Source organism: Mycobacterium hackensackense (genome assembly GCF_025822555.1).
Taxonomy (GTDB): Bacteria; Actinomycetota; Actinomycetes; order Mycobacteriales; family Mycobacteriaceae; genus Mycobacterium; species Mycobacterium fluoranthenivorans.
Genome location: NZ_JACKUC010000029.1, coordinates 1,129,992 through 1,150,645 on the forward strand (window position 1 = coordinate 1,129,992; position 20,654 = coordinate 1,150,645).

Below are 20,654 nucleotides of genomic sequence, written 5' to 3' on the forward strand. Positions count from 1 at the left end.
TCTTTGGGCTCCACGCTAGTTCTAAGTGGGCTCCATTTGGGTTTAGAGTCGCCCCGAGGTTTGGGGACGAATTACAGCCTTGTCCCCGAACGTCCACCGATGGCGTTGGAGATGTCCGAAATGAGACCGCGAATATGACCCAGACGGCTGCGGATTCCGAAACACCGGCACCGCGTTCCAAACCGGCACGTCGCCGCACCCTGTATCGCGGCGACCCAGGCATGTGGTCCTGGGTACTGCACCGCATCACGGGTGCCACGATTTTCTTCTTCTTGTTCGTCCACGTGCTCGACACCGCGCTGGTGCGGGTCAGCCCGCAGGCCTACAACGAAGTGATCGAGACCTACAAGACCCCGATTGTCGGCCTCATGGAGGTGGGGCTGGTCGCGGCGGTGCTCTACCACGCCCTCAACGGCATCCGCGTCATCCTCATCGACTTCTGGCAGCACGGTCCGCGCTACCAGCGGCTGATGCTGTGGGTCATTGCCGGAATCTGGTTGGCCGTGATGATTCCCTCCCTGGGCGTCCTCGGCATGCACATGGCGGAGCGTTTTCTATGAGCGGCGAGAATCCTTACGACCACCTGAGCGAGCGCGGCGGGCCGGCCCCGGTCATGCAGCGCAGCTACGACCGGCCCGCAGGTCTGGACAATCCGCGATCCCCGCGCCGCCCCGGCGGTATGCCCAACTTCGAGAAGTACGCCTGGCTGTTCATGCGCTTCTCCGGCATCGTTCTGGTCTTCCTGGCGCTGGGCCATCTGTTCATCATGTTGATGTGGCAGAACGGCGTGTACCGGATCGACTTCAACTACGTCGCACAGCGCTGGGCCTCGCCGTTCTGGCAGACCTGGGATCTGCTGCTGCTGTGGCTGGCTCAGCTGCACGGCGGCAACGGGATGCGCACCATCATCGCCGACTACGCCCGCAAGGATTCCACGAAGTTCTGGCTGAACACCCTGCTCGCACTGTCGATCCTGTTCACGTTGGTGCTGGGCACCTACGTGCTGCTGACGTTCGACGCGAACATCTCTTGATCGGGAGCTGCGAAAAATGATTGTTGAACACCGCTACGACGTCGTCATCGTCGGCGCAGGCGGCGCCGGGATGCGCGCCGCCGTCGAAGCCGGCCCGCGCGCCCGCACCGCCGTGCTGACCAAGCTGTACCCGACCCGCAGCCACACCGGCGCCGCCCAGGGCGGTATGTGCGCCGCGCTGGCCAACGTCGAAGAGGACAACTGGGAGTGGCACACCTTCGACACCGTCAAGGGTGGCGACTACCTCGCCGACCAGGACGCCGTCGAGATCATGTGCAAAGAGGCCATCGACGCGGTCTATGACCTGGAGAACATGGGGATGCCGTTCAACCGCACCCCCGAGGGCCGTATCGACCAGCGCCGCTTCGGCGGGCACACCCGCGATCACGGCAAGGCGCCCGTGCGCCGGGCCTGCTACGCGGCCGACCGCACCGGACACATGATCCTGCAGACGCTGTACCAAAACTGCGTCAAGCACGATGTCGAGTTCTTCAACGAGTTCTACGCACTGGACATCTCGCTCACCGAGACCCCCGGCGGCCCGGTCGCCACCGGTGTCATCGCCTACGAGCTGGCCACCGGTGACATCCACGTCTTCCACGCCAAGGCGATCGTCTTCGCCACCGGCGGGTCGGGCCGGATGTACAAGACCACCTCCAATGCGCACACCCTGACCGGTGACGGTCTGGGCATCATCTTCCGCAAGGGACTTCCCTTGGAGGACATGGAGTTCCACCAGTTCCACCCGACCGGCCTGGCCGGGCTGGGCATCCTGATCTCCGAAGCCGTGCGTGGTGAGGGCGGGCGCCTGCTCAACGGCGAGGGCGAGCGCTTCATGGAGCGCTACGCGCCCACGATCGTCGACCTGGCCCCGCGTGACATCGTGGCCCGCTCGATGGTGCTCGAGGTGCTCGAAGGCCGCGGCGCCGGACCGAACAAGGACTACGTCTACATCGACGTGCGCCACCTCGGCGCGGACGTCCTGGAAGCCAAGCTGCCCGATATCACCGAGTTCGCCCGGACCTACCTGGGGGTGGACCCGGTCACCGAACTGGTTCCGGTGTACCCGACGTGTCACTACGTGATGGGCGGTATCCCCACCAACGTGCACGGCCAGGTGCTGCGCGACAACAACACCGTGGTGCCGGGCCTGTACGCCGCCGGCGAGTGCGCGTGCGTGTCGGTGCACGGTTCCAACCGGCTGGGCACCAACTCGCTGCTGGACATCAACGTGTTCGGTCGCCGCGCCGGTATCGCCGCCGCGGAATACGCCAACAACCACAACCATGTCGACCTGCCGGAGAAGCCGGCCGAGATGGTGGTCGGCTGGGTGGGTGACATCCTCTCCGAGCACGGCAACGAGCGCGTCGCCGATATCCGCACCGCCCTGCAGCAGTCGATGGACAACAACGCCGCGGTGTTCCGCACCGAGGAGACGCTGAAGCAGGCGCTCACCGACATCCACGCCCTGAAGGAGCGCTACGCGCGAATCACGGTGCAGGACAAGGGCAAGCGTTACAACAGCGACCTGTTGGAGGCCATCGAGCTGGGCTTCCTGCTGGAGCTGGCCGAGGTGACCGTCGTCGGTGCGCTGAACCGCAAGGAATCCCGCGGCGGGCATGCCCGCGAGGACTACCCCAACCGCGACGACACCAACTACATGCGCCACACCATGGCCTACAAAGAGGGCACCGATCTGCTGAGCGATATCCGGTTGGACTACAAGCCCGTGGTCCAGACCCGGTACGAGCCGATGGAACGGAAGTACTGATATGACCAGCGTTCTCGAAAAGCCCGCCACCGACGGCCCCGACCTGCCGCCCGTGCCCGACGGCGCGGTGATGGTCACGCTGAAGATCGCCCGGTTCAACCCGGAGGACCCGGACGCGGCCGGCTTCCAGAGCTTCCGCGTGCCGTGCCTGCCCAGCGACCGGCTGCTGAACCTGCTGCACTACGTGAAGTGGTACCTGGACGGCACGTTGACGTTCCGCCGGTCCTGCGCCCACGGGGTGTGCGGGTCCGACGCCATGCGCATCAACGGCGTGAACCGGCTGGCGTGCAAGGTGCTGATGCGCGACCTGCTGCCCAAGAAGGCGTCCAAGCAGCTCACGATCACCATCGAGCCCATCCGCGGCCTGCCCGTGGAGAAGGACCTGGTCGTCGACATGGAGCCGTTCTTCGACGCGTTCCGCGCGGTCAAGCCGTTCCTGATGACCTCGGGCAATGCGCCGACGCGCGAGCGTATCCAGAGCCAGACCGACCGCGCGCGCTATGACGACACCACCAAGTGCATCCTGTGTGCCTGCTGCACCACCAGCTGCCCGGTGTTCTGGAACGAAGGCTCGTACTTCGGCCCGGCCGCGATCGTCAACGCGCATCGGTTCATCTTCGACAGCCGTGACGAGGGTGCCGCCGAGCGTCTGGACATCCTCAACGACGTCGACGGGGTGTGGCGCTGCCGCACCACCTTCAACTGCACCGACGCCTGCCCCCGTGGCATCCAGGTGACCCAGGCGATCCAAGAGGTCAAGCGCGCCCTGATGTTCGCGCGGTAGTTCCTTCGGTCTGCAGCCCGAAAAACACGCGAATGTGAAGCCTCTGCGGGGAATCGGCATCGATCCCGCAGAGGCTTCACACTCGGTACATCGTCAGGCGTCTTCGGCGTATGTCCCCGCGCGCTGCGCCGCCTCCGGATCGCGGAATCGCAGGGCCGCGAATCCGGCGATACCCAGCACCAGCACGGCCACGAAGACATACGGCAACAGGTTCATCGGGGCGGCCGGAACCGGGAAGATGTTGCGGTAGAACACATACGCCATCACCACCGTGCCGACCACGCCGCACAGCACGGTCACCGCCAGCTTGGCGGCCCCGAGCCGGCGGATGAACAGCGGTGCGCCCACGCAGATCAGGATGTAGCTGAGCATGTAGCCGAAGGTGCCGACGGTGTCGATGTAGGTGGTTGCCAGCAGCGGCTCGGTGCCGGCCCCGACCACGGCGCAGGTCGCCACCGCCACCACGGGTGTCACCGTCGCGATGCCTGACGTCGGAGTGCGGTGCCGGGGGTGGGTGCGGGCCAGCCAGGCCGGCAGCACGCCTTCCTTGCCCATGCCGAACAGCAGGCGCGCGGCCACGGTGATGCAGGCCATCACCACCGCCAGAAACGATGCGGCAAAACCGATATCCAGGAACGGGCCCAGGAAGTCCAGGCCGCTGCCGCGGGCCAGGTCCTCCATCGGGTCCGCACTGGCGGCCAGCGCTTCGGGGCCGCCCGCGCCGACCACCTGTGCGTAGGTGGCGAAGATGTAGAGCACCCCGGCCAGCACCGCGCTGCCCATCACCGCACGCGGGATCGCGCGATACGGTTCGGCCGCTTCGGCACCGAGTGAGGCCGCGCCCTCGAAGCCGACGAAGCCCAGGACCGCCAGCACCACGGCGAAGACGATGCCGTCGGCGTCGAAGCCCTTCAGGGTGATCTGGTCGAGGTCGAAGACCTCACCGTGTGTGAGCAACACGGCGATCAGCACCAGCACAATGAGCACGATCGAGAGCACCTCCAGGGCGGAGGACACCCTGGCCGCCAGTCGCACGCCGACAATGGTCAGCCACGCCGCGATCAGCACCAACACGATGTCGAGGAAAACCTGGCCGGCGGGCCCGGCAAAGGTCTGCACCCCAACCGTTTCCAGTACCCGGCTGGTGTAGTAGCCGGCGCCGGCCAGCGAGCCGGCGGCAATGCACACCGCACCGATGAGCAGCGCCCAGCCGGTGACGAACGCCCCGCCCGGGCCCAGCGACAACCGGGAGAACGCGTACAGCGACGTGGCGCCGGCCCGTCTGCGGGCGAACACACAGACGCAGTAGCCGATGGCCATCACCCCGACCAACGCGATGGCGAAGGACAGCCAGGCGCCGTTGCCGGCGGAGGCGGCCATCGCGGCCGGGGCGAACGCGATGACCGCGCTCGGTGCGACATTGGCGACGCTCTGCGCGCCGACCTCGAAGGTGCTCACACTGCGCCGGGCCAGCCCGTCTCCGGCGATGACCGTCTCGCTGGCGCTCATGCCTGCGCACCCATCGACGGCACCAGCAGGGTGCGCAGCGCGCCGCCGCCGGCCAGGTCGTCCAGCGCGTGCTGCGCGTCCTCCAGCGGACGACGGCCCGACACCATGGAATCGAGATCCAGTTCGCCGTCCATGTACAGGTCGACCAGGCCGGGGATGTCGCGCTGCGGGTCGACCGAACCATAGTTGGAGCCGAGGATGCGCTGGTTGGCCTCGGCCAGCACCAGCGGGTCGAAGCGCGCCGTCGAGCCGGTCGGTGGCAGGCCGACGATGACGGCGGCACCGCCGAGACCGAGCGCGGCGATGGCCTGTTCGGTGGTGACGATCTTGCCGATGGCGTCGAAGATGTAGTCCAGCCCTTCCGGCACAAGCTCTTTGAGCGCGACAACGGCATCGGTCGCCGCGGAGTCGATGGTGTCGGTGGCACCGAGGCGGCGGGCGTGCTCCAGCTTGCCGGCGTCGATGTCGACGGCGATGATGCGTCCGGCCTTGGCCAGCCGCGCGCCCTGGATACAGCACAGCCCGACACCGCCACAGCCGATCACCGCGACGGTGGCGCCCGCTTCGACCCCGGCGGTGTTGCGCACCGCCCCGACACCGGTGGCCACCGCGCAGCCGACCAGTGCGACGACGTCCAGCGGGGCGTCCTTGCGGATCCGCACCGCACCGGCGGCAGGGACCACGACCCGTTCGGCGAACGACGACACGCCGAGGTAGTGGTGCAGGGTCGCGCCGTCCCGGCTCCATCGGCTGGTGCCGTCGAACAGCACGCCACCGGCCGCGACGACGTTGGCCGCGACCTCGCACTGCCACGGCCGCGCAAGCTCGCACTGCCGGCACGAGCCGCAGCCCGGGACCCAGGACAGCACGACATGGTCGCCGACCTCCAGGCTGGTCACGCCGTCGCCCAGGGCGGTCACGACGCCGGAACCTTCGTGGCCCAACACCACCGGAGCCGGGACATCCCACTCCCCCTTGGTGACGTGCAGGTCCGAATGGCACACGCCGGCACCGGCGATGGCCACCTCGACCTCACCCGGACCGGGCGCAGCCAGCTCGACGTCCACGGTCTGCACCGCCGTCCCGGGCTCGGTGAACACCGCTGCGCGCACGGTCCGTGCGCCGTGCTGGTGGGTCTGACTCACAGACAGCTCCTCGGTTGTTTAATGTCACAAAACTTTTTCGAAGTTATATACCGCTAAACTCCGAACGGCAAGAGCCGTCACAGCCGGGAGGGAAGCCGATGCCACGAAGTCGATCCGCGGGCGCGGCGCGCACCGCCGACGTCGACTCGATGATGAATCGGCTCGGGCCGAAGCTGCGGGCCTTGCGTACCGAGCGGGGACTGACCCTCGACGCGGTGGCCACCGAAGCCGACCTGACCAAGGGCTTCCTCAGCCTCGTCGAGCGGGGCCAGACCGCGATCTCGGTACCCAATCTGCTGCGGATCTGCGACATCCTCGGCGCGTCGGTGGGCTCGCTGTTCGACTTCCCCGATTCGGCGATGGTGCGCAATGGGCGGGGCGCGCCACTGGAGATGGGCGGCAGTGGTATTCGCGAGTATCTGCTCACTCCGGCCACCGAACAGAACGTCCAGGTGATGCGCACCGTCCTCCAACCCGGCGGCGGATCCGGCGGCGCCTACACGCTGGATTCCAAGACGATCGTCGTCGTCGTCATCCGCGGCAAGCTGCGCCTGGTGGTCGACGGTCAGGAACAGCTGCTCGACACCGGAGACTGCTACACCTTCTCCGCGCAGTCACCGCACGCCTGGGACAACGCCGACACCGGCGAGAGCGAAGTCATGTGGTCGATCGCCCCGCCGCTGCCGACCGGTTCGCCGGCGCGCGGATAGGGCTGTCACACATCGCAGCGCTGTCTCGTCTACCCGATATGACGACGAGAATCGCCCCCCTACCCCCGAAACAAGCCGGCCTGTTCACCCGGTTGATGTACCGGTACGCCAAGCGACAATTCGGCGAGGTGCCCGAACCGTTCACCGTGGCCGCACACCATCCCCGCCTGCTGGTCGCCAACGCCGTGCACGAGATGCTGCTGCAGAGCGGGTCGAAGAAACTGCCGGCCAGTGTCCGTGAGCTCGCGGTGCTCTGGACCGCGCGCACCGTCGGCTGCTCCTGGTGCGTGGACTTCGGCTCCATGCTGATGCGGCTGGACAACCTGGACGTGGACCGCCTCACATCCATCGACGACTACGCCACCTCGCCGGCATTCAACGACGACGAACGCGCCGCGATCGCCTACGCCGACGCCATGACCACCGACCCGCACACGGTCACCGACGAGCAGGTGGCCGACCTGCGCGCCCGGTTCGGCGATGCGGGAGTGATCGAGCTGACCTACCAGATCGGCGTCGAGAACATGCGCGCACGGATGTACTCGGCGCTGGGTATCACCGAGCAGGGCTTCAATTCCGGTGATGCGTGCCGGATTCCGTGGGCCGATGGAGCGGGGACGCGGTGAACTTGTCCGGATTCGCGATATCCCATACCGCGCAGACCAATCCGTCACGGACCGTCATCACCGTGATGCGCGGTGACAGCTCCGGATAACCGTCGGACGCGGGACGGCCCGGCGTGTAACTGCCCAGGTCCCCGTTGACCAACGCCAGCTCGGTGGCCGAGAGCCAGTTCGGCCCATAGCGTTTGGCCAGCCCGAAGAGGAACCGCGCGACCTTGTCGGGACCGACGATGACCCGGGCCGCGGTGGGCGCGCGCCGGTTGGCATCGCCGGTGAAGGTGACGTCGGGATGCAGCAGTGCGACGACGGCGGCCATATCGCCGGCGGCCATGGCCGTCATCAGGTTGCCGACGATCTCCGAGTGCGCCGGGTCGGGCGGCGGCGCCGACGCGACCGCACGGCGCGCGCGGGAGGCCAGCTGCCGGGCGGCCGCAGCGCCGATCCCCAGGATGTCGGCGACCTCGTCGAACGGTACGGCGAATCCGTCGTGCAGGACGAAGGCGACCCGCTGATCCGGGGTCAGCCGCTCCAGGACCACCATGGCCGCAAACCGCGCGTCCTCGGCCGCCACCACGGCGGCCAGCGGATCGGCGGCATCGCCGAAACCCGTCACCACGGGCTCGGGCAGCCATTCGCCGACATAGGTCTCCCGCCGGTGCGCGGCCGAGCGCAGGCGGTCCAACCCGAGGCGACTCACCACGGTGGTCAGCCAGGCCCGCAGATCGGCGATCTCGGCGCCGGAACCGTGCCAGCGCAGCCAGCAATCCTGCACGATGTCCTCGGCGTCGGCATAAGTGCCGGTCAGCCGGTAAGCCACGGCCAGCAGGTGCGGCCGCAGCGCTTCGAATTCGTCCGCCCGCTGCGCGGTGGTCACGCCACGACCATAGCGCGCGGGGCCGCCGCCGACGGACACCAGAAAAACTAATTTCGTTGTTGACGCGCGCTCTGACAACTGAAACCGTATTCTACGTTCTCGATATGTCAGTAATCAGCAGGGAGATGCGATGAGTAAAGGCGAACTCACCCTCGAGCCCAGCGGTTCCGGGGTCGAGAGCAAAGGACTCAAGGGCGGCGCCCTGGGCCTGGTATCGAGCATCGTCGTCGGGATGGCCTCCACGGCGCCCGCCTACAGCCTCGCGGCGACCCTGGGGCTCATCGTCGCCAGCAGCACCGGGCTGCTCTCGGGCACCAAAGCACCTGCCATCGTGCTCATCTCGTTCATCCCGATGTATCTGATCGCGGTGGCCTACCAGGAGCTGAACAAGGCCGAGCCGGACTGCGGCACCACCTTCACGTGGGCGTCGCGCTCCTTCGGCCCGGTGGTGGGCTGGCTGGGCGGCTGGGGCATCATCGCCGCCGACGTCATCGTGATGGCCAACCTGGCCCAGATCGCCGGGGCCTACTCGTTCACCTTCGCCGGCGACCTGGGCTGGCATTCGGCGGCCACGCTGGCCAGCAGCACCCTGTGGTCCACGGTGGCCGGCGTCATCTGGATCGCGGTGATGACCTACATCTGTTACCGCGGTATCGAGGTGTCCGCCCGACTGCAGTACGGACTGCTGGCCATCGAGGTCGTGGTGCTGATCGTGCTGTCGGTGGTGGCCCTGTTCAAGGTGTACACCCACACCGCCGAGGACTACTCGCTGATACCGTCGCTGTCCTGGTTCTGGCCCGGCGGACTGGATTTCGGCACTGTCATCGCGCCGGCGATTCTGACCACCATCTTCATCTACTGGGGCTGGGACACCGCGGTGGCGTGCAACGAGGAGTCCGATGACCCGGGCCGCACCCCCGGCCGGGCCGCGGTGATCTCGACCTTCCTGCTGTTGGCCACCTACGCCCTGGTGAGCGTCGCGGCGGTCGCGTTCGCCGGCGTCGGCACCGACGGTATCGGGCTGGGCAATCCGGAGAACTCCGCCGACGTGTTCGCCGCGATCGGCCCGGACCTGTTCGGCGACAGCACACTTGGTCACATCGGCATGCTGTTGCTGTCGGCGTCCATCCTGACCTCGGCCTCGGCCTCCACCCAGACCACCATCCTGCCGACGGCCCGCACCACCCTGTCCATGGGCGTGTACAAGGCCCTGCCGGATTCCTTCGCCAAGATCCACCGCACCTACCTGACCCCCACCACATCGACCATCGCGATGGGCATCGTCAGTGCCGTCTTCTACGTGCTGTTCACCGTCATCAGCACCAATCTGCTGACCGCGCTGATCGGCTCGGTGGGCCTGATGATCGCGTTCTACTACGGACTCACCGGCTTCGCCTGCGTGTGGTTCTACCGCAAGACGCTCACCGGCAACCTCCGCGACTTCGTGATGCGCGGCGTGGTGCCGCTGCTCGGCGGCGTCATCCTGCTGGTGATGTTCGGCTACGGCCTCGTGCAATACGCCAAGCCGGACTGGCTGACCGACGACGACGGCAACAACGTCACCATCTTCGGGTTCGGCGCGGTCGCCGTCGTCGGGATCGGCGCCCTGGTGCTCGGCCTGATCCTCATGCTGGTGTGGCGCATCATGGCGCCCGGTTTCTTCAAGGGGCTCACCCTGCCCCGGCGCAGCCACGACCTCGTCCTGGAGACCGCCGCCGACCAGGCCGCCGTCGAAGCGCGGTTCGGCCTGCCGGACTCCGGCGACATGCCGACCCTCATCGCACCCGACCTGTCGAACCTTCCGCCCGGGGAAACCGCGATCAACCCCGAGACGGGCGAGGAGTTCACCCGGGAGCGATGAGTTCCCCAACCCGCACTTGTCCTCTCGTGCAGTATTGATAGCGAACCACTGAACCGGGCAGAGCTGCCCGTTGGAAGGAGCCACCAGCAATGAGCACGACGCTGTACGCGGTCGTCGACCCCTCGACCGGCGAGTTGGTGAAGGAATACCCGACCGCCACCGATGCCCAGATCGAGGCGGCCGTGGCAGCCGCGGCCAAAGCCCACCGCGAATGGTCACGCACCAGCACCGTCGCCGACCGCGCCGCGCTGATCCGCCGGGTGGCCGAACTGCACGTCGAGCGAAAAGACGAGCTGGCGCGCATCATTCAGCGCGAGATGGGCAAGCCCCTGGACCAGTCCGTGGGCGAGGTCGAGTTCAGCGCATCGATCTACGAGTACTACGCGGACAACGCCGAGAAGTTCCTCGCCGACGAGCCGATCACGCTGCTCGACGGCGACGGGTCGGCGCTGATCCGCCGTAGCTCGGTGGGCGTGCTGCTGGGCATCATGCCCTGGAACTATCCGTACTACCAGGTGGCCCGGTTCGCCGGACCGAACCTGACGCTGGGCAACACGATCGTGCTCAAGCACGCCCCGCAGTGCCCCGAGTCCGCCGCGGCGTTGCAGCAGATCTTCACCGACGCCGGTTATCCCGAAGGCGCCTACGTCAACATCTACGCCACCAACGAACAGATCGCCGGGATCATCGCCGACCCGCGCATCCAAGGGGTGTCGCTGACCGGCTCCGAGCGGGCCGGCGCGGCGGTGGCCGAGATCGCCGGACGCAACCTCAAGAAGGTGGTGCTCGAACTCGGCGGCTCGGATCCGTTCATCGTGCTGAGCTCGGACGACCTCGACGCCACGGTGGAGGCCGCGGTCGACGGCCGCTTCGAGAACACCGGCCAGGCCTGCAACGCCGCCAAGCGCATCATCGTCGCCGAATCGGTGTACGACGCCTTCCTCGACAAGTTCACCGCGAAGGTGCTCGCGAAATCCGAAGGGCTGGCCCCACTTTCGTCGGTGGCCGCGGCCGAGCGGCTGGAGGAGCAGGTGAACCGGGCCGTCGATGCCGGCGCCGAGCTGACCACCAACGGCAGCCGCAAGGGAGCGTTCTACCCACCGGGTGTGCTCACCAACGTGCCCGCCGACTACCGCGAGGAGCTCTTCGGTCCGGTGGCGTCGGTGTACAAGGTCGCCGACGAGGACGCGGCCGTCGAACTGGCCAATGACACGCCGTTCGGCCTGGGCTCGTACGTCTACACCACCGACGACGCGCAGGCCGCCCGGGTCGCCGACAAGATCGAGGCCGGCATGGTGTTCGTCAACGCGGTTGGCGCCGAAGGTGTCGAGCTGCCGTTCGGCGGGGTCAAGCGTTCCGGCTTCGGCCGCGAACTGGGCCGCTTCGGAATCGACGAGTTCGTCAACAAGAAGCTGATCCGCATCGGCTGATCTCGAGTGATTTGTGCACGTTTACCGGCGTCGAGCGCCGGTAAACGTGCACAAATCGCGGGTCAGCGCTTCGTGAAAATGGTCCGGTGCCAGCCCTTTTCGGCCACGCCGGTGATATCGCTCATCACGTGCTTGATGGTGAGGTACTCCTCGAAGGAGTAGTCGCTCATATCCTTGCCGAACCCGGACGCCCCGACGCCGCCGTGCGGCATCTCCGAGATGATCGGGATGTGGTCGTTGATCCACACGCAGCCAGCGTCGATCTCACGCGACGCGCGCTGGGCGCGGTAGACGTCGCGGGTCCACGCCGAGGCGGCCAGCCCGTAATCGGTGTCATTGGCCTGACGCAGCGCGTCGTCGTCATCGGTGAAGGCGCGCACCGTCAGCACGGGCCCGAAGATCTCGTCCCGGTAGATCTCGGAATCCTCTGCGACATCGGCGATCAGCGTCGGACGGTAGAACGAGCCGGGCAGGTCGGGGATGACGCCGCCGGTGACGACGCGGCCGCCCTGGTCGGGCGCCCGCGAGACCATACCGGCCACCTTGTCCCGGTGTGCGGTGGTGATCAGCGGGCCCAGATCGGTGTCGGGATCGTGCGGGTCGCCGACCACGATCTTGCTCATCACCTCGGCCACCCCGGCGACGAAGTCGTCGTAGAGGTCGCGGGCCACGATCGCGCGGGTGGCCGCCGTGCAGTCCTGGCCGGTGTTGATCAGTGCCCCGGCGACCGCGCCCTGGATCGCGGCGTCGAGATCGGCATCGTCGAACACGACGAACGGCGCCTTGCCGCCGAGTTCCAACTGGGTGCGGTGTCCGTGTGCGGCCGCGGCGGTCATCACCTTGCGGCCCACGGCCGTCGACCCGGTGAAGGTCACGACGTCGACGTCACGGTGCCCGGCCAACGCCGTGCCGACATCGGCGCCCGACCCGGTGACGACGTTGAGCACCCCGGCGGGCAGGCCGGCCTCTGCGGCGATACGGGCCAACGTGAGGGTGGTCAACGGGGTGATCTCGGCGGGTTTGATGACGACGGCACAGCCCGCGGCCAGCGCCGGGATGACCTTCCACACCGCCATCTGCAGCGGATAGTTCCACGGCGTGATGGTGGCCACCACGCCGACGGCCTCGCGGCGGATGCTGGAGGTGTGGTCGGCCGAATACTCGGCACTGGCTTTGCCTTCCAGATGCCGCGCCGCACCGGCGAAGAACGCCACGTTGTCGACACTGCCCGGGACGTCGAACTCGGTGGCCAGCCGTACCGGCTTGCCGCACTGGGCCACTTCCTCGGCGATGAACGTCGCCGCGTTGGCCTCCATCAGTTCGGCGAGCTTTGCCAGCACGCCGGCCCGCTCGACGGGGGCTGCCTTGGCCCAGCCCGGTTGCGCGGCGCGCGCGGCGGCAACGGCGGCGTCCACATCCGCGGGAGTGGCCAGCGCATACGTCGACACCACCTCACCGGTGGCCGGGCTGATCACCGCGAAGGGCTGACCGCCGGTCTTCACCGCCTCGCCGTTGATCCAGCTACCAGCGACAACAGAGGTTTCAGTGAGGGCCACGGAGCACCACGCTACCCGAGGACTGCTGCGCATTCCACCGGTCGAGGACACCGGAAACGCGCGATTTAATCGAAATGGTTGCCTCAAACTACGGATTCCGTGCACAATCGTCAGCATGTCGAACCCAGATTCACAGCCCGGCGCCTCCGCCGTCTCCCTGCGAATCAACCACTCCCGGCCAGGCGCGGCATTCCAGCTCGACGAGCTGTCCAAGTCGATCATCGAGAAGCTGCAGCAGGACGGCCGACGTTCGTACGCGGGCATCGGCAAGGCCGTCGGCCTGTCGGAGGCCGCGGTGCGCCAGCGCGTCCAGCGGATGGTCGATGCCGGCGTCATGCAGATCGTCGCCGTGACCGACCCCATGCAGCTGGGCTTCGCGCGCCAGGCCATGATCGGCATCCGCTGCACGGGCGACACCACCAAGGTCGCCGAAAAGCTCTCAGCCATCGAGTCCGTGGACTACGTGGTGCTCACCGCCGGAACCTTCGACGCCATCGTCGAGGTGGTCTGCGAGGACGACGGCGATCTACTCGACCTGCTCAACACCAAGATCCGTGCCGTTCCAGGGGTGATATCAACCGAGACTCTTGTCTATCTCAAACTTGTCAAACAGCAATACAACTGGGGCACGCGATGACAACAACCGATGTAGCACAATCCTTTTCCAACGACACGGCACTTTCCGCCGATCTGGCCGCCAAGGCCAAGCGCCACCTGTGGGGGCATTTCGCCCGGCACGGTGCCGATATCACCCCACCCATCATCACCCGCGGTGAGGGCGTCCACATCTTCGACGACCAGGGCCGCCGTTATATCGACGGGCTCTCGGGCCTGTTCGTGGTCCAGGTCGGGCACGGGCGCACCGAACTGGCCGAGGCCGCCGCAAAGCAGGCCGAACAGCTGGCCTTCTTCCCGCTGTGGTCCTATGCCACCCCGACGGCCATCGAGCTGGCCGAACGGCTGGCGCACTACGCGCCGGGTGACCTGAACCGGGTCTTCTTCACCACCGGTGGTGGCGAAGCGGTGGAGAGCGCCTGGAAGCTGGCCAAGCAGTACTTCAAGCTCACCGGCAAACCCGGTAAGCACAAGGTGGTTTCGCGGGCGATCGCCTACCACGGCACCCCGCAGGGCGCGCTGGCGATCACCGGCATTCCCGCCTTCAAGGAGCCGTTCGAACCGCTCACCCCGGGTGGCTTCCGCGCACCGAACACGAACTTCTACCGGGCGCCGGAGGCCTACGCGCACGACGAGAAGGCGTTCGGGCGGTACTGCGCCGACCGGATCGCCGAGGCCATCGAGTTCGAGGGTCCAGACACGGTGTGCGCGGTGTTCCTGGAGCCGGTGCAGAACGCCGGCGGTTGCTTCCCGCCTCCGCCGGGATACTTCGAGCGGGTCCGCGAGATCTGCGACGAGTACGACGTGCTGCTGGTGTCCGACGAGGTGATCTGCGCCTACGGCCGCATCGGTTCCATGTTCGCCTGCGACGATCTCGGTTACGTTCCCGACATCATCACCAGCGCAAAGGGTTTGACGTCGGGTTACTCGCCGATCGGCGCGATGATCGCCAGCGACCGGCTGTTCGAGCCGTTCAACGACGGCAAGACGGTGTTCGGGCACGGCTACACCTTCGGCGGGCATCCGGTCTCGTCGGCGGTGGCGCTGGCCAACCTCGACATCTTCGAGCGCGAGGGCATCAACGCCCACGTCAAGCAGCAAGCCCCGGCGTTCAAGGCCACCCTGGAGAAGCTGTACGACCTGCCCATCGTCGGCGATGTCCGCGGTGAGGGCTTCTTCTACGGCATCGAACTCGTCAAGGACAAGACCACCAAGGAGACGTTCAACGACGAAGAGTCCGAGCGGTTGCTGCGCGGTTTCCTGACCCCCGCGCTGTGGGAGGCGGGCCTGTACTGCCGCGCCGACGACCGTGGCGACCCGGTGGTGCAGCTGGCTCCCCCGCTGATCAGCGGGCAGAAGGAGTTCGACGCGATCTACGACATCCTGCACGGGGTGCTGAGCGAGGCCGGTCGCCTGCTCTAGATCACCGACGTCACGACGGCCGGGCGGGAAACCGCCCGGCCGTCGCCGTCTGCGGACTACCGTCGGTGAGGTGTCGGCCGCTGTCGAGAAACCCGCCATCCATCCCGTCCGCTGGCAGCCGCCGCCGGTGGACCCGCTGCCCGACTACCCGCTCCCCGAGCTCACCCTCGTGCCGGTGCCCGGACCCGGACCCGAAGATGTGGTGACCGATGCCCAGGGCCGGCTGTGGACCGGTTTGACCGACGGCCGCATCGTGCGCCTGGACCCCGACGGGGCCGCGACCGTCGTCGCCGACACCGGCGGGCGGCCACTGGGCATGCACGTCGCCCGCGACGGCCGGATCCTGGTCTGCGACAGCCACCGCGGGCTGCTGGCCTTGGACCCCGGCACCGGCGAGCTGACCACGCTCACCCGGACGGTCCCAGTCGATGGCGTCGGCTCCGCGCCGCGCGGCCGACCCCTGCGGTTCTGTTCCAACGTCACCGAAACAGGCGACGGCACAATCTATTTCACCGAGTCCACCAGCGACTACCACTACGAGTGGTTCAGGGCCGCGATCATGGACGCGCGCGGCACCGGCGGCCTGTACCGGCTGAACAACGACGGCACCGTCGACACCGTGGCCGGCGGACTCTATTTCGCCAACGGGCTCACGGTCACCGCCGACGGTTCGGCGCTGGTGTTCGCCGAGACGCAGGCCCGCAGACTGTCGAAGTACTGGCTGACCGGTCCGCAGTCCGGCACCGTCACCCCGCTGGTACAGCACCTGCCGGGCATGCCGGACAACATCTGCACCGGCGCCGACGGCCGGATCTGGGTGGCGCTGGTCTGCCCGGTGAACAAGCCCGCCGATTGGCTGGCCGCCCGGCCGCCGGTGCTGCGCAGGGTGGTGTGGAAACTGCCCGCGGCCCTGCAGCCCCAGATGCCCTCGGAAGTGTGGGCGGTGGCCTTCGACGCGGACTCGGGCGCCCCGGTGGCCGGCATCCACGGTCGCCACCCGCGGTTCGGTCAGGTCACCGGACTGATCGAGCGGGACGGCCGGCTGTGGCTGAGCACCATCGGCTCGGCTGCGCTCGCACATTGCGCCCTGCCGAAGTAGTCACCTTTGTAACTTAAACCCCACCAGTCACAGCGCGGCTCCTCGAGATCGGTGCCGTCGTCACCTAATCTGCTGTCACGATGGCGACCACGAAAACCCCGCTCCACCGCGCTGCAGCCCTGGCTGCAGCGCTTTTCCTGGCCGTCGGACCGGCCCTGGCACACGCCGAGCCCGGCCCGTCCGATCCCTGCCCGTTCCGGGTGACGACCCCACCCGCCGTGGACTCATCCGAGGTACCCAAGGCGGGCGACCCGCCGGCCCCGCTGCCCGTGCCCGCCACCCCGCTGGGCGGGGACGCCATGGGCAACTGTGGAGTCGTCGTGGCACCCGACACCCCGCCCCTGCCCAACGACATCTCGGCCGAGGCCTGGGTGGTCGCCGATCTCGATACCGGCGATGTCATCGCCGCCAAGGACCCGCACGGCCGGCACCGCCCCGCCAGCATCATCAAGGTGCTGATCGCGATGCAGGCGATCAACGAGCTCCCGCTGAACCGTCAGGTCGTCGGTACCTCCGACGACGCGGCCGCCGAGGGCACCCGGGTCGGCGTCGACGAGGGCGGGCGGTACAGCGTCAACGACCTGCTGCACGGCCTGCTGATGCACTCCGGCAACGACGCCGCGCACGCGCTGGCAGTGCAGGTCGGCGGCATGGACACCGCCCTGCAGAAAATCAACACGCTGGCCAACAAGCTCGGCGGCCGGGACACCCGCGCCGCCACACCGTCGGGTCTGGACGGACCGGGCATGAGCACCTCGGCCTACGACATCGCCCTGTTCTACCGCTACGCCTGGCAAAACGACACCTTCGCACGCGTCGTGGCCACCGAGAAGTACCCGTTCCCCGGGCACCCGGCCCGCCCGGGCGAGGACCACGACCATCCCGGTTACGACCTGGAGAACGACGTCAAACTGCTCTACAACTACCCGGGCGCCCTCGGCGGCAAGACCGGCTACACCGACGATGCCGGCCAGACCTTCGTCGGCGCCGCCAACCGGGACGGCCGCCGCCTGGTCGCGGTGCTGTTGCGCGGCACCCGCGAACCCATCGCGCCCTGGGAGCAGGCCGCGCACCTTCTCGACTACGGCTTCGCCACGGCACCGGGCACCAAGGTCGGCAAGCTGATCGAGCCCGACCCCTCCCTGCTGGCCAAGGCCAAGCAGGACACGCCGGATCCCACCGCCGTGGCGGCCACCGCGCTACCGCCCGCCGACGCCGTGCCGGTGCGGGTGGGTGTCGGCCTGGTCGGCGCGATCATCGTCTTCGCGCTGATCATGGCCGCCCGGTCGATGAACCGCCGGCCTCAGGCCTGACCCGCCAGCCGGGCCACCACCTCCGCCGCCCCGAGCTCCTCCCGCAGTTCGCCGACGCCCTGACCGGCGTTGACCGCCGAACCGCGCAGCACGCGCTCGGGAATGGTTGCCGGCCAACGGTATCCGGCGGCGATATCGAATTCCCGGGTGAGTTCGGTCTCGCTGCCCGCCAGCAATTCGACACGGGCCCGCGGCGGCGTCAGCGCCTCGTGGCACACCGTGAACGCCGTCCCCACCCACACCCCGGCCGCCCCGGCGGTCAGTGCGGCGGACACCGCGGCGGCCGAGCCGATACCCCCGGCGGCCAGCACCGGGACATCGACGGCGTCGACGACGTCGGCGAGTACCACCCGGGTCGCCGACAGCGGTTCGCCGTGGCCCCCGCCCTCGGCGCCCCGGGCCACCAGGACATCCACCCCGGCAGCCACCGCGCGCTCGGCGGCGCCCCGATGCGCCACTTGGGCGCACACCCGGACTCCTGCGGCGTGCGCGTCGGCCACCCAGGACCAGTCATCTCCGAAACTCACCGCGAGCAGTGTGGGCCGCGCCGCCACCGCGATCTCGAACAGTTCGGGCTGCTCGGACATCACCCAGTGCACCAGCCCGACACCGAACGGGCCGTCGTGGTCGCCCAGCTCGGCAAGCTCCCGGCGCACCGCATCCGGGGTGGCCGCGCTGCCCATGCCGATCATCCCCAACCCGCCGGCTCTCGACACCGCGGCGGCCAACCGCCCGCCGGCCACGCCGCCCATCGGGGCGTTCACGATCGGCACCGCGATCCCCATGGCCTCGCACCATGCCTGGGCCGGTGTCATCGCGAGCGGCGGCGCCATCGCGAAAGGCCGAACGCCCCGATCGCTCCCGCCGCGAACGCGGCCACCGCACCGCGGACTCCGACTCCCTCGCGCACCTGCACCCGAGGGGCGATGGCCGCCGGACCGGGCGGTCCCACCGGCACCAGCAACATGCTCTCCGCCGATGTCGCCGCCCACGCGGTGGCGAACAGGATGAGCCGGGCGGTCACGTAGGCGAACACCATCAGACCGAGCACCGGACCGAAGGTGGCGCCGGCCGGGCCGTGCATGACCGAGCCCAGGTAGATCGACCCGACCTGTTTGAAGATCTCGAATCCCACCGCAGCCAGCAGCCCGCCCTGCACCGAGCCGCGGAAGGCGACCGGCTCACGCGGCAGCCGGGCGATCATCCAGGTGAACAGCAGCCAGGACACCAGCGCCGAGAGCAACCAGGACACCGCGCCCAGCAGCCGGCCCAGCGTCGTGATGTCGTGCAGCCCCACCCAATCCAGCACCCGCGTCATCACCGACTTGTTGGCCAGCGCGGTCAGCGCGATGGTGAGCACCATGGCGACGAACACCGAAACCAGAGCCGCCAGATCCGACAACTTGGTGCGCAGGAAGCCGTCCTTCTCGGTGCGCTGCTCCCACATCTGACTGAGCGCCTCGCGCAGGTTCGACATCCAGCCCAAGCCGGCCCAGGCCGCGGTGGCCAGGCCGATGACACCCACCGTGCCGCGGGAGGAGATCGCCGAGTCCATCAGCTGCACCAGTTGGGTGCCGAGGTCACCCGACACCGTCTCCTTGATCCGCAGTTCGATATCGGCCATCAACTGTGGCCGGCTGGCCAGCACGAAGCCGGCGGCCGCGAAGCCCACCATCAACAACGGAAACAGCGCGAACACCGTGAAGTAGGTGACTCCCGCGGCGTAGAAATCGCCCTTGCGGTCGTCGTAGCGTTCCTGGGCCCGCATGATGCGGTCGAACCACGGGAACCGGGTGCGCAGTCGGTCCAGCACACCCGGTGTGTCGTCCGGCTCAGCCATGGCGGTTTCTCCCCGGGTGTCAGCGCGTGGGCGGCAGGAAGCCCACCCTGTCATATACCCGCCGCAGCGTCTTTTCAGCGACCTCGCCGGCACGCTCGGCGCCGGCGGCGAGCACCGCCTGGAGTTCGGCCGGATCGGCCAGCAGATCGTCGACCCGGTTCTTGATCGGGGTGACGAATTCGACTACGGCATCTGCTGTTTCGGACTTCAGGTCGCCGTAGCCGCGCCCCGCGTAACCCTCGACGAGCTTGTCGATGTCGGTACCGGTCACCGCGGACTGGATGGTCAGCAGGTTGGACACACCCGGCTTGTTCTGCGGATCGAACCGGATCTCGCGCTCACTGTCGGTGACCGCCGAGCGGATCTTCTTGGCGGTCTTCTTCGGATCGTCGAGCAGGCTGATCAACCCGGCATCGGTGGACGCCGACTTGCTCATCTTCGCGGTCGGGTCCTGCAGGTCGTAGATCTTGGCGGTGGCCTTGGGGATCATCGCCTCAGGCACCACGAAGGTGCCGGGGAACCGGCCGTTGACCCGCGCGGCGACATCGCGCGCGAGCTCCAGATGCTGACGCTGATCCTCCCCGACCGGTACCACGGCCGTGTCGTAGAGCAACACGTCGGCGGCCATCAACACCGGGTAGGTGAACAGACCGACGGTGGTCGAGTCGGCGCCCTGCTTCTGCGACTTGTCCTTGAACTGCGTCATCCGGGAGGCCTGGCCGAATCCGGTGAAACACCCCAACACCCACGCGAGTTCGGCGTGCGCGGGCACGTGACTCTGCACGAACACCGTCGCCTTGGCGGGATCCACCCCGAGGGCCAGATACTGCGCGGCGGTGGCCAGCGTGCGCGTGCGCAGCACCTCGGGATCCTGCGCGACCGTGATGGCGTGCAGGTTCACGACACAGAAGTAGGCGTCGTAGTCGTGCTGCAGGCTCACCCACTGGTTGACCGCCCCGAGCGCGTTACCGAGGTGCAGGGAGTCCGATGTGGGCTGCGCGCCGGAGAAGACGACCTGGCGAGCGGAGCTGCTGGAATCACTCATGATGTGTTGATTTTGTCATGCGCG

General features: G+C 67.9%; 18 protein-coding genes and 1 pseudogene. 12 read left to right on the forward strand and 7 right to left on the reverse strand.

Annotated features, from left to right (window positions below):
* The first annotated feature begins 134 nt into the window (after window positions 1-134).
* Genes sdhC through H7J86_RS08520 form a run of 4 tightly spaced genes read left to right on the forward strand, consistent with a single transcriptional unit; the run spans window position 135 to window position 3,588 of the window.
* On the forward strand, window positions 135-560 hold the full coding sequence (gene sdhC, locus H7J86_RS08505) for a succinate dehydrogenase, cytochrome b556 subunit (RefSeq protein WP_090356090.1): 426 nt from the start codon (window positions 135-137) through the stop codon (window positions 558-560).
* On the forward strand, window positions 557-1,033 hold the full coding sequence (locus H7J86_RS08510) for a succinate dehydrogenase hydrophobic membrane anchor subunit (protein WP_090356093.1): 477 nt from the start codon (window positions 557-559) through the stop codon (window positions 1,031-1,033). The genes sdhC and H7J86_RS08510 overlap by 4 nt, the downstream gene beginning before the upstream one ends.
* A gap of 16 nt (window positions 1,034-1,049) precedes the next feature.
* Window positions 1,050-2,804 carry a succinate dehydrogenase flavoprotein subunit gene (gene sdhA, locus H7J86_RS08515; protein ID WP_090356095.1) on the forward strand — a complete coding sequence of 585 codons (1,755 nt, stop codon included), beginning with the start codon at window positions 1,050-1,052 and terminating at the stop codon, window positions 2,802-2,804.
* Between the two features lies 1 nt (window position 2,805).
* On the forward strand, window positions 2,806-3,588 hold the full coding sequence (locus H7J86_RS08520) for a succinate dehydrogenase iron-sulfur subunit (RefSeq protein WP_187098524.1): 783 nt from the start codon (window positions 2,806-2,808) through the stop codon (window positions 3,586-3,588).
* Window positions 3,589-3,681: 93 nt separating this feature from the next.
* Here the strand turns inward: H7J86_RS08520 and H7J86_RS08525 are convergent, their stop codons facing one another.
* Window positions 3,682-5,097, reverse strand: coding sequence for an APC family permease (locus H7J86_RS08525; RefSeq protein WP_267290398.1), 1,416 nt, complete (start codon window positions 5,095-5,097; stop codon window positions 3,682-3,684).
* Complete coding sequence (locus H7J86_RS08530; protein ID WP_267290400.1) at window positions 5,094-6,242, reverse strand: Zn-dependent alcohol dehydrogenase; 1,149 nt, start codon at window positions 6,240-6,242, stop codon at window positions 5,094-5,096. The genes H7J86_RS08525 and H7J86_RS08530 overlap by 4 nt, the downstream gene beginning before the upstream one ends.
* Before the next feature lie 98 nt (window positions 6,243-6,340).
* Here H7J86_RS08530 and H7J86_RS08535 point away from each other — a divergent pair, with 98 nt between their 5' ends.
* Both H7J86_RS08535 and H7J86_RS08540 read left to right on the forward strand, forming a co-directional pair.
* Window positions 6,341-6,952, forward strand: a complete 612-nt coding sequence (locus H7J86_RS08535; protein ID WP_267290402.1) for a helix-turn-helix domain-containing protein — start codon at window positions 6,341-6,343, stop codon at window positions 6,950-6,952.
* 26 nt (window positions 6,953-6,978) lie between these two features.
* Window positions 6,979-7,578 (forward strand): annotated as a pseudogene (locus H7J86_RS08540) (carboxymuconolactone decarboxylase family protein); the annotation flags it as partial.
* Here the strand turns inward: H7J86_RS08540 and H7J86_RS08545 are convergent.
* Window positions 7,523-8,449 (reverse strand): sigma-70 family RNA polymerase sigma factor, encoded by a 927-nt coding sequence (locus H7J86_RS08545; protein ID WP_267290404.1) that lies wholly within the window; start codon window positions 8,447-8,449, stop codon window positions 7,523-7,525. The pseudogene H7J86_RS08540 and the gene H7J86_RS08545 overlap by 56 nt on opposite strands.
* A 130-nt stretch (window positions 8,450-8,579) precedes the next feature.
* Here H7J86_RS08545 and H7J86_RS08550 point away from each other — a divergent pair, with 130 nt between their 5' ends.
* Entirely contained in the window at window positions 8,580-10,310 is a 1,731-nt protein-coding gene (locus tag H7J86_RS08550) for an APC family permease (RefSeq protein WP_267290406.1), read from the forward strand.
* Between the two features lie 89 nt (window positions 10,311-10,399).
* Window positions 10,400-11,740: an NAD-dependent succinate-semialdehyde dehydrogenase gene (locus H7J86_RS08555; protein ID WP_090356104.1), complete on the forward strand. Its 1,341-nt coding sequence runs from the start codon at window positions 10,400-10,402 to the stop codon at window positions 11,738-11,740.
* Between the two features lie 62 nt (window positions 11,741-11,802).
* Here H7J86_RS08555 and H7J86_RS08560 read toward each other — a convergent pair whose 3' ends face one another.
* Window positions 11,803-13,296: a gamma-aminobutyraldehyde dehydrogenase gene (locus tag H7J86_RS08560; protein ID WP_372517231.1), complete on the reverse strand. Its 1,494-nt coding sequence runs from the start codon at window positions 13,294-13,296 to the stop codon at window positions 11,803-11,805.
* Between the two features lie 115 nt (window positions 13,297-13,411).
* Between H7J86_RS08560 and H7J86_RS08565 the strand changes: the two genes are divergently transcribed.
* From H7J86_RS08565 to H7J86_RS08580, 4 genes are all read left to right on the forward strand, one after another.
* Window positions 13,412-13,933, forward strand: a complete 522-nt coding sequence (locus H7J86_RS08565) for an Lrp/AsnC family transcriptional regulator (protein WP_170847184.1) — start codon at window positions 13,412-13,414, stop codon at window positions 13,931-13,933.
* A complete protein-coding gene (locus tag H7J86_RS08570; protein WP_090356107.1) occupies window positions 13,930-15,333 on the forward strand; it encodes an aspartate aminotransferase family protein in 1,404 nt (467 codons plus the stop codon). The genes H7J86_RS08565 and H7J86_RS08570 overlap by 4 nt, the downstream gene beginning before the upstream one ends.
* 70 nt (window positions 15,334-15,403) lie before the next feature.
* The gene (locus tag H7J86_RS08575) at window positions 15,404-16,432 is read left to right on the forward strand and encodes an SMP-30/gluconolactonase/LRE family protein (protein ID WP_267290410.1); all 1,029 of its coding nucleotides are present in this window, start codon (window positions 15,404-15,406) and stop codon (window positions 16,430-16,432) included.
* A gap of 80 nt (window positions 16,433-16,512) precedes the next feature.
* A complete protein-coding gene (locus tag H7J86_RS08580) occupies window positions 16,513-17,745 on the forward strand; it encodes a D-alanyl-D-alanine carboxypeptidase (RefSeq protein ID WP_267290412.1) in 1,233 nt (410 codons plus the stop codon).
* Here the strand turns inward: H7J86_RS08580 and H7J86_RS08585 are convergent.
* From H7J86_RS08585 to trpS, 3 genes are read right to left on the reverse strand one after another with little or no spacing between them, the layout of a single operon-like run.
* Window positions 17,736-18,560: a nitronate monooxygenase gene (locus H7J86_RS08585; protein WP_372517246.1), complete on the reverse strand. Its 825-nt coding sequence runs from the start codon at window positions 18,558-18,560 to the stop codon at window positions 17,736-17,738. The two genes, H7J86_RS08580 and H7J86_RS08585, sit on opposite strands and share 10 nt — an antisense overlap.
* Window positions 18,557-19,585, reverse strand: a complete 1,029-nt coding sequence (yhjD, locus tag H7J86_RS08590; RefSeq protein WP_267290414.1) for an inner membrane protein YhjD — start codon at window positions 19,583-19,585, stop codon at window positions 18,557-18,559. The genes H7J86_RS08585 and yhjD overlap by 4 nt, the downstream gene beginning before the upstream one ends.
* Before the next feature lie 19 nt (window positions 19,586-19,604).
* Window positions 19,605-20,630, reverse strand: a complete 1,026-nt coding sequence (gene trpS / locus H7J86_RS08595; protein WP_267290416.1) for a tryptophan--tRNA ligase — start codon at window positions 20,628-20,630, stop codon at window positions 19,605-19,607.
* Window positions 20,631-20,654: the final 24 nt, after the last annotated feature.

Bases quoted from the DNA above. Each gene is read 5' to 3' on its own strand.
- sdhC (WP_090356090.1), top strand. From the start codon at position 135: ATGACCCAGACGGCTGCGGATTCCGAAACACCGGCACCGCGTTCCAAA.
- H7J86_RS08510 (WP_090356093.1), top strand. From the start codon at position 557: ATGAGCGGCGAGAATCCTTACGACCACCTGAGCGAGCGCGGCGGGCCG.
- sdhA (WP_090356095.1), top strand. From the start codon at position 1,050: ATGATTGTTGAACACCGCTACGACGTCGTCATCGTCGGCGCAGGCGGC.
- H7J86_RS08520 (WP_187098524.1), top strand. From the start codon at position 2,806: ATGACCAGCGTTCTCGAAAAGCCCGCCACCGACGGCCCCGACCTGCCG.
- H7J86_RS08525 (WP_267290398.1), bottom strand. From the start codon at position 5,097: ATGAGCGCCAGCGAGACGGTCATCGCCGGAGACGGGCTGGCCCGGCGC.
- H7J86_RS08535 (WP_267290402.1), top strand. From the start codon at position 6,341: ATGCCACGAAGTCGATCCGCGGGCGCGGCGCGCACCGCCGACGTCGAC.
- H7J86_RS08550 (WP_267290406.1), top strand. From the start codon at position 8,580: ATGAGTAAAGGCGAACTCACCCTCGAGCCCAGCGGTTCCGGGGTCGAG.
- H7J86_RS08555 (WP_090356104.1), top strand. From the start codon at position 10,400: ATGAGCACGACGCTGTACGCGGTCGTCGACCCCTCGACCGGCGAGTTG.
- H7J86_RS08565 (WP_170847184.1), top strand. From the start codon at position 13,412: ATGTCGAACCCAGATTCACAGCCCGGCGCCTCCGCCGTCTCCCTGCGA.
- H7J86_RS08570 (WP_090356107.1), top strand. From the start codon at position 13,930: ATGACAACAACCGATGTAGCACAATCCTTTTCCAACGACACGGCACTT.
- H7J86_RS08580 (WP_267290412.1), top strand. From the start codon at position 16,513: ATGGCGACCACGAAAACCCCGCTCCACCGCGCTGCAGCCCTGGCTGCA.
- H7J86_RS08585 (WP_372517246.1), bottom strand. From the start codon at position 18,560: ATGACACCGGCCCAGGCATGGTGCGAGGCCATGGGGATCGCGGTGCCG.
- yhjD (WP_267290414.1), bottom strand. From the start codon at position 19,585: ATGGCTGAGCCGGACGACACACCGGGTGTGCTGGACCGACTGCGCACC.
- trpS (WP_267290416.1), bottom strand. From the start codon at position 20,630: ATGAGTGATTCCAGCAGCTCCGCTCGCCAGGTCGTCTTCTCCGGCGCG.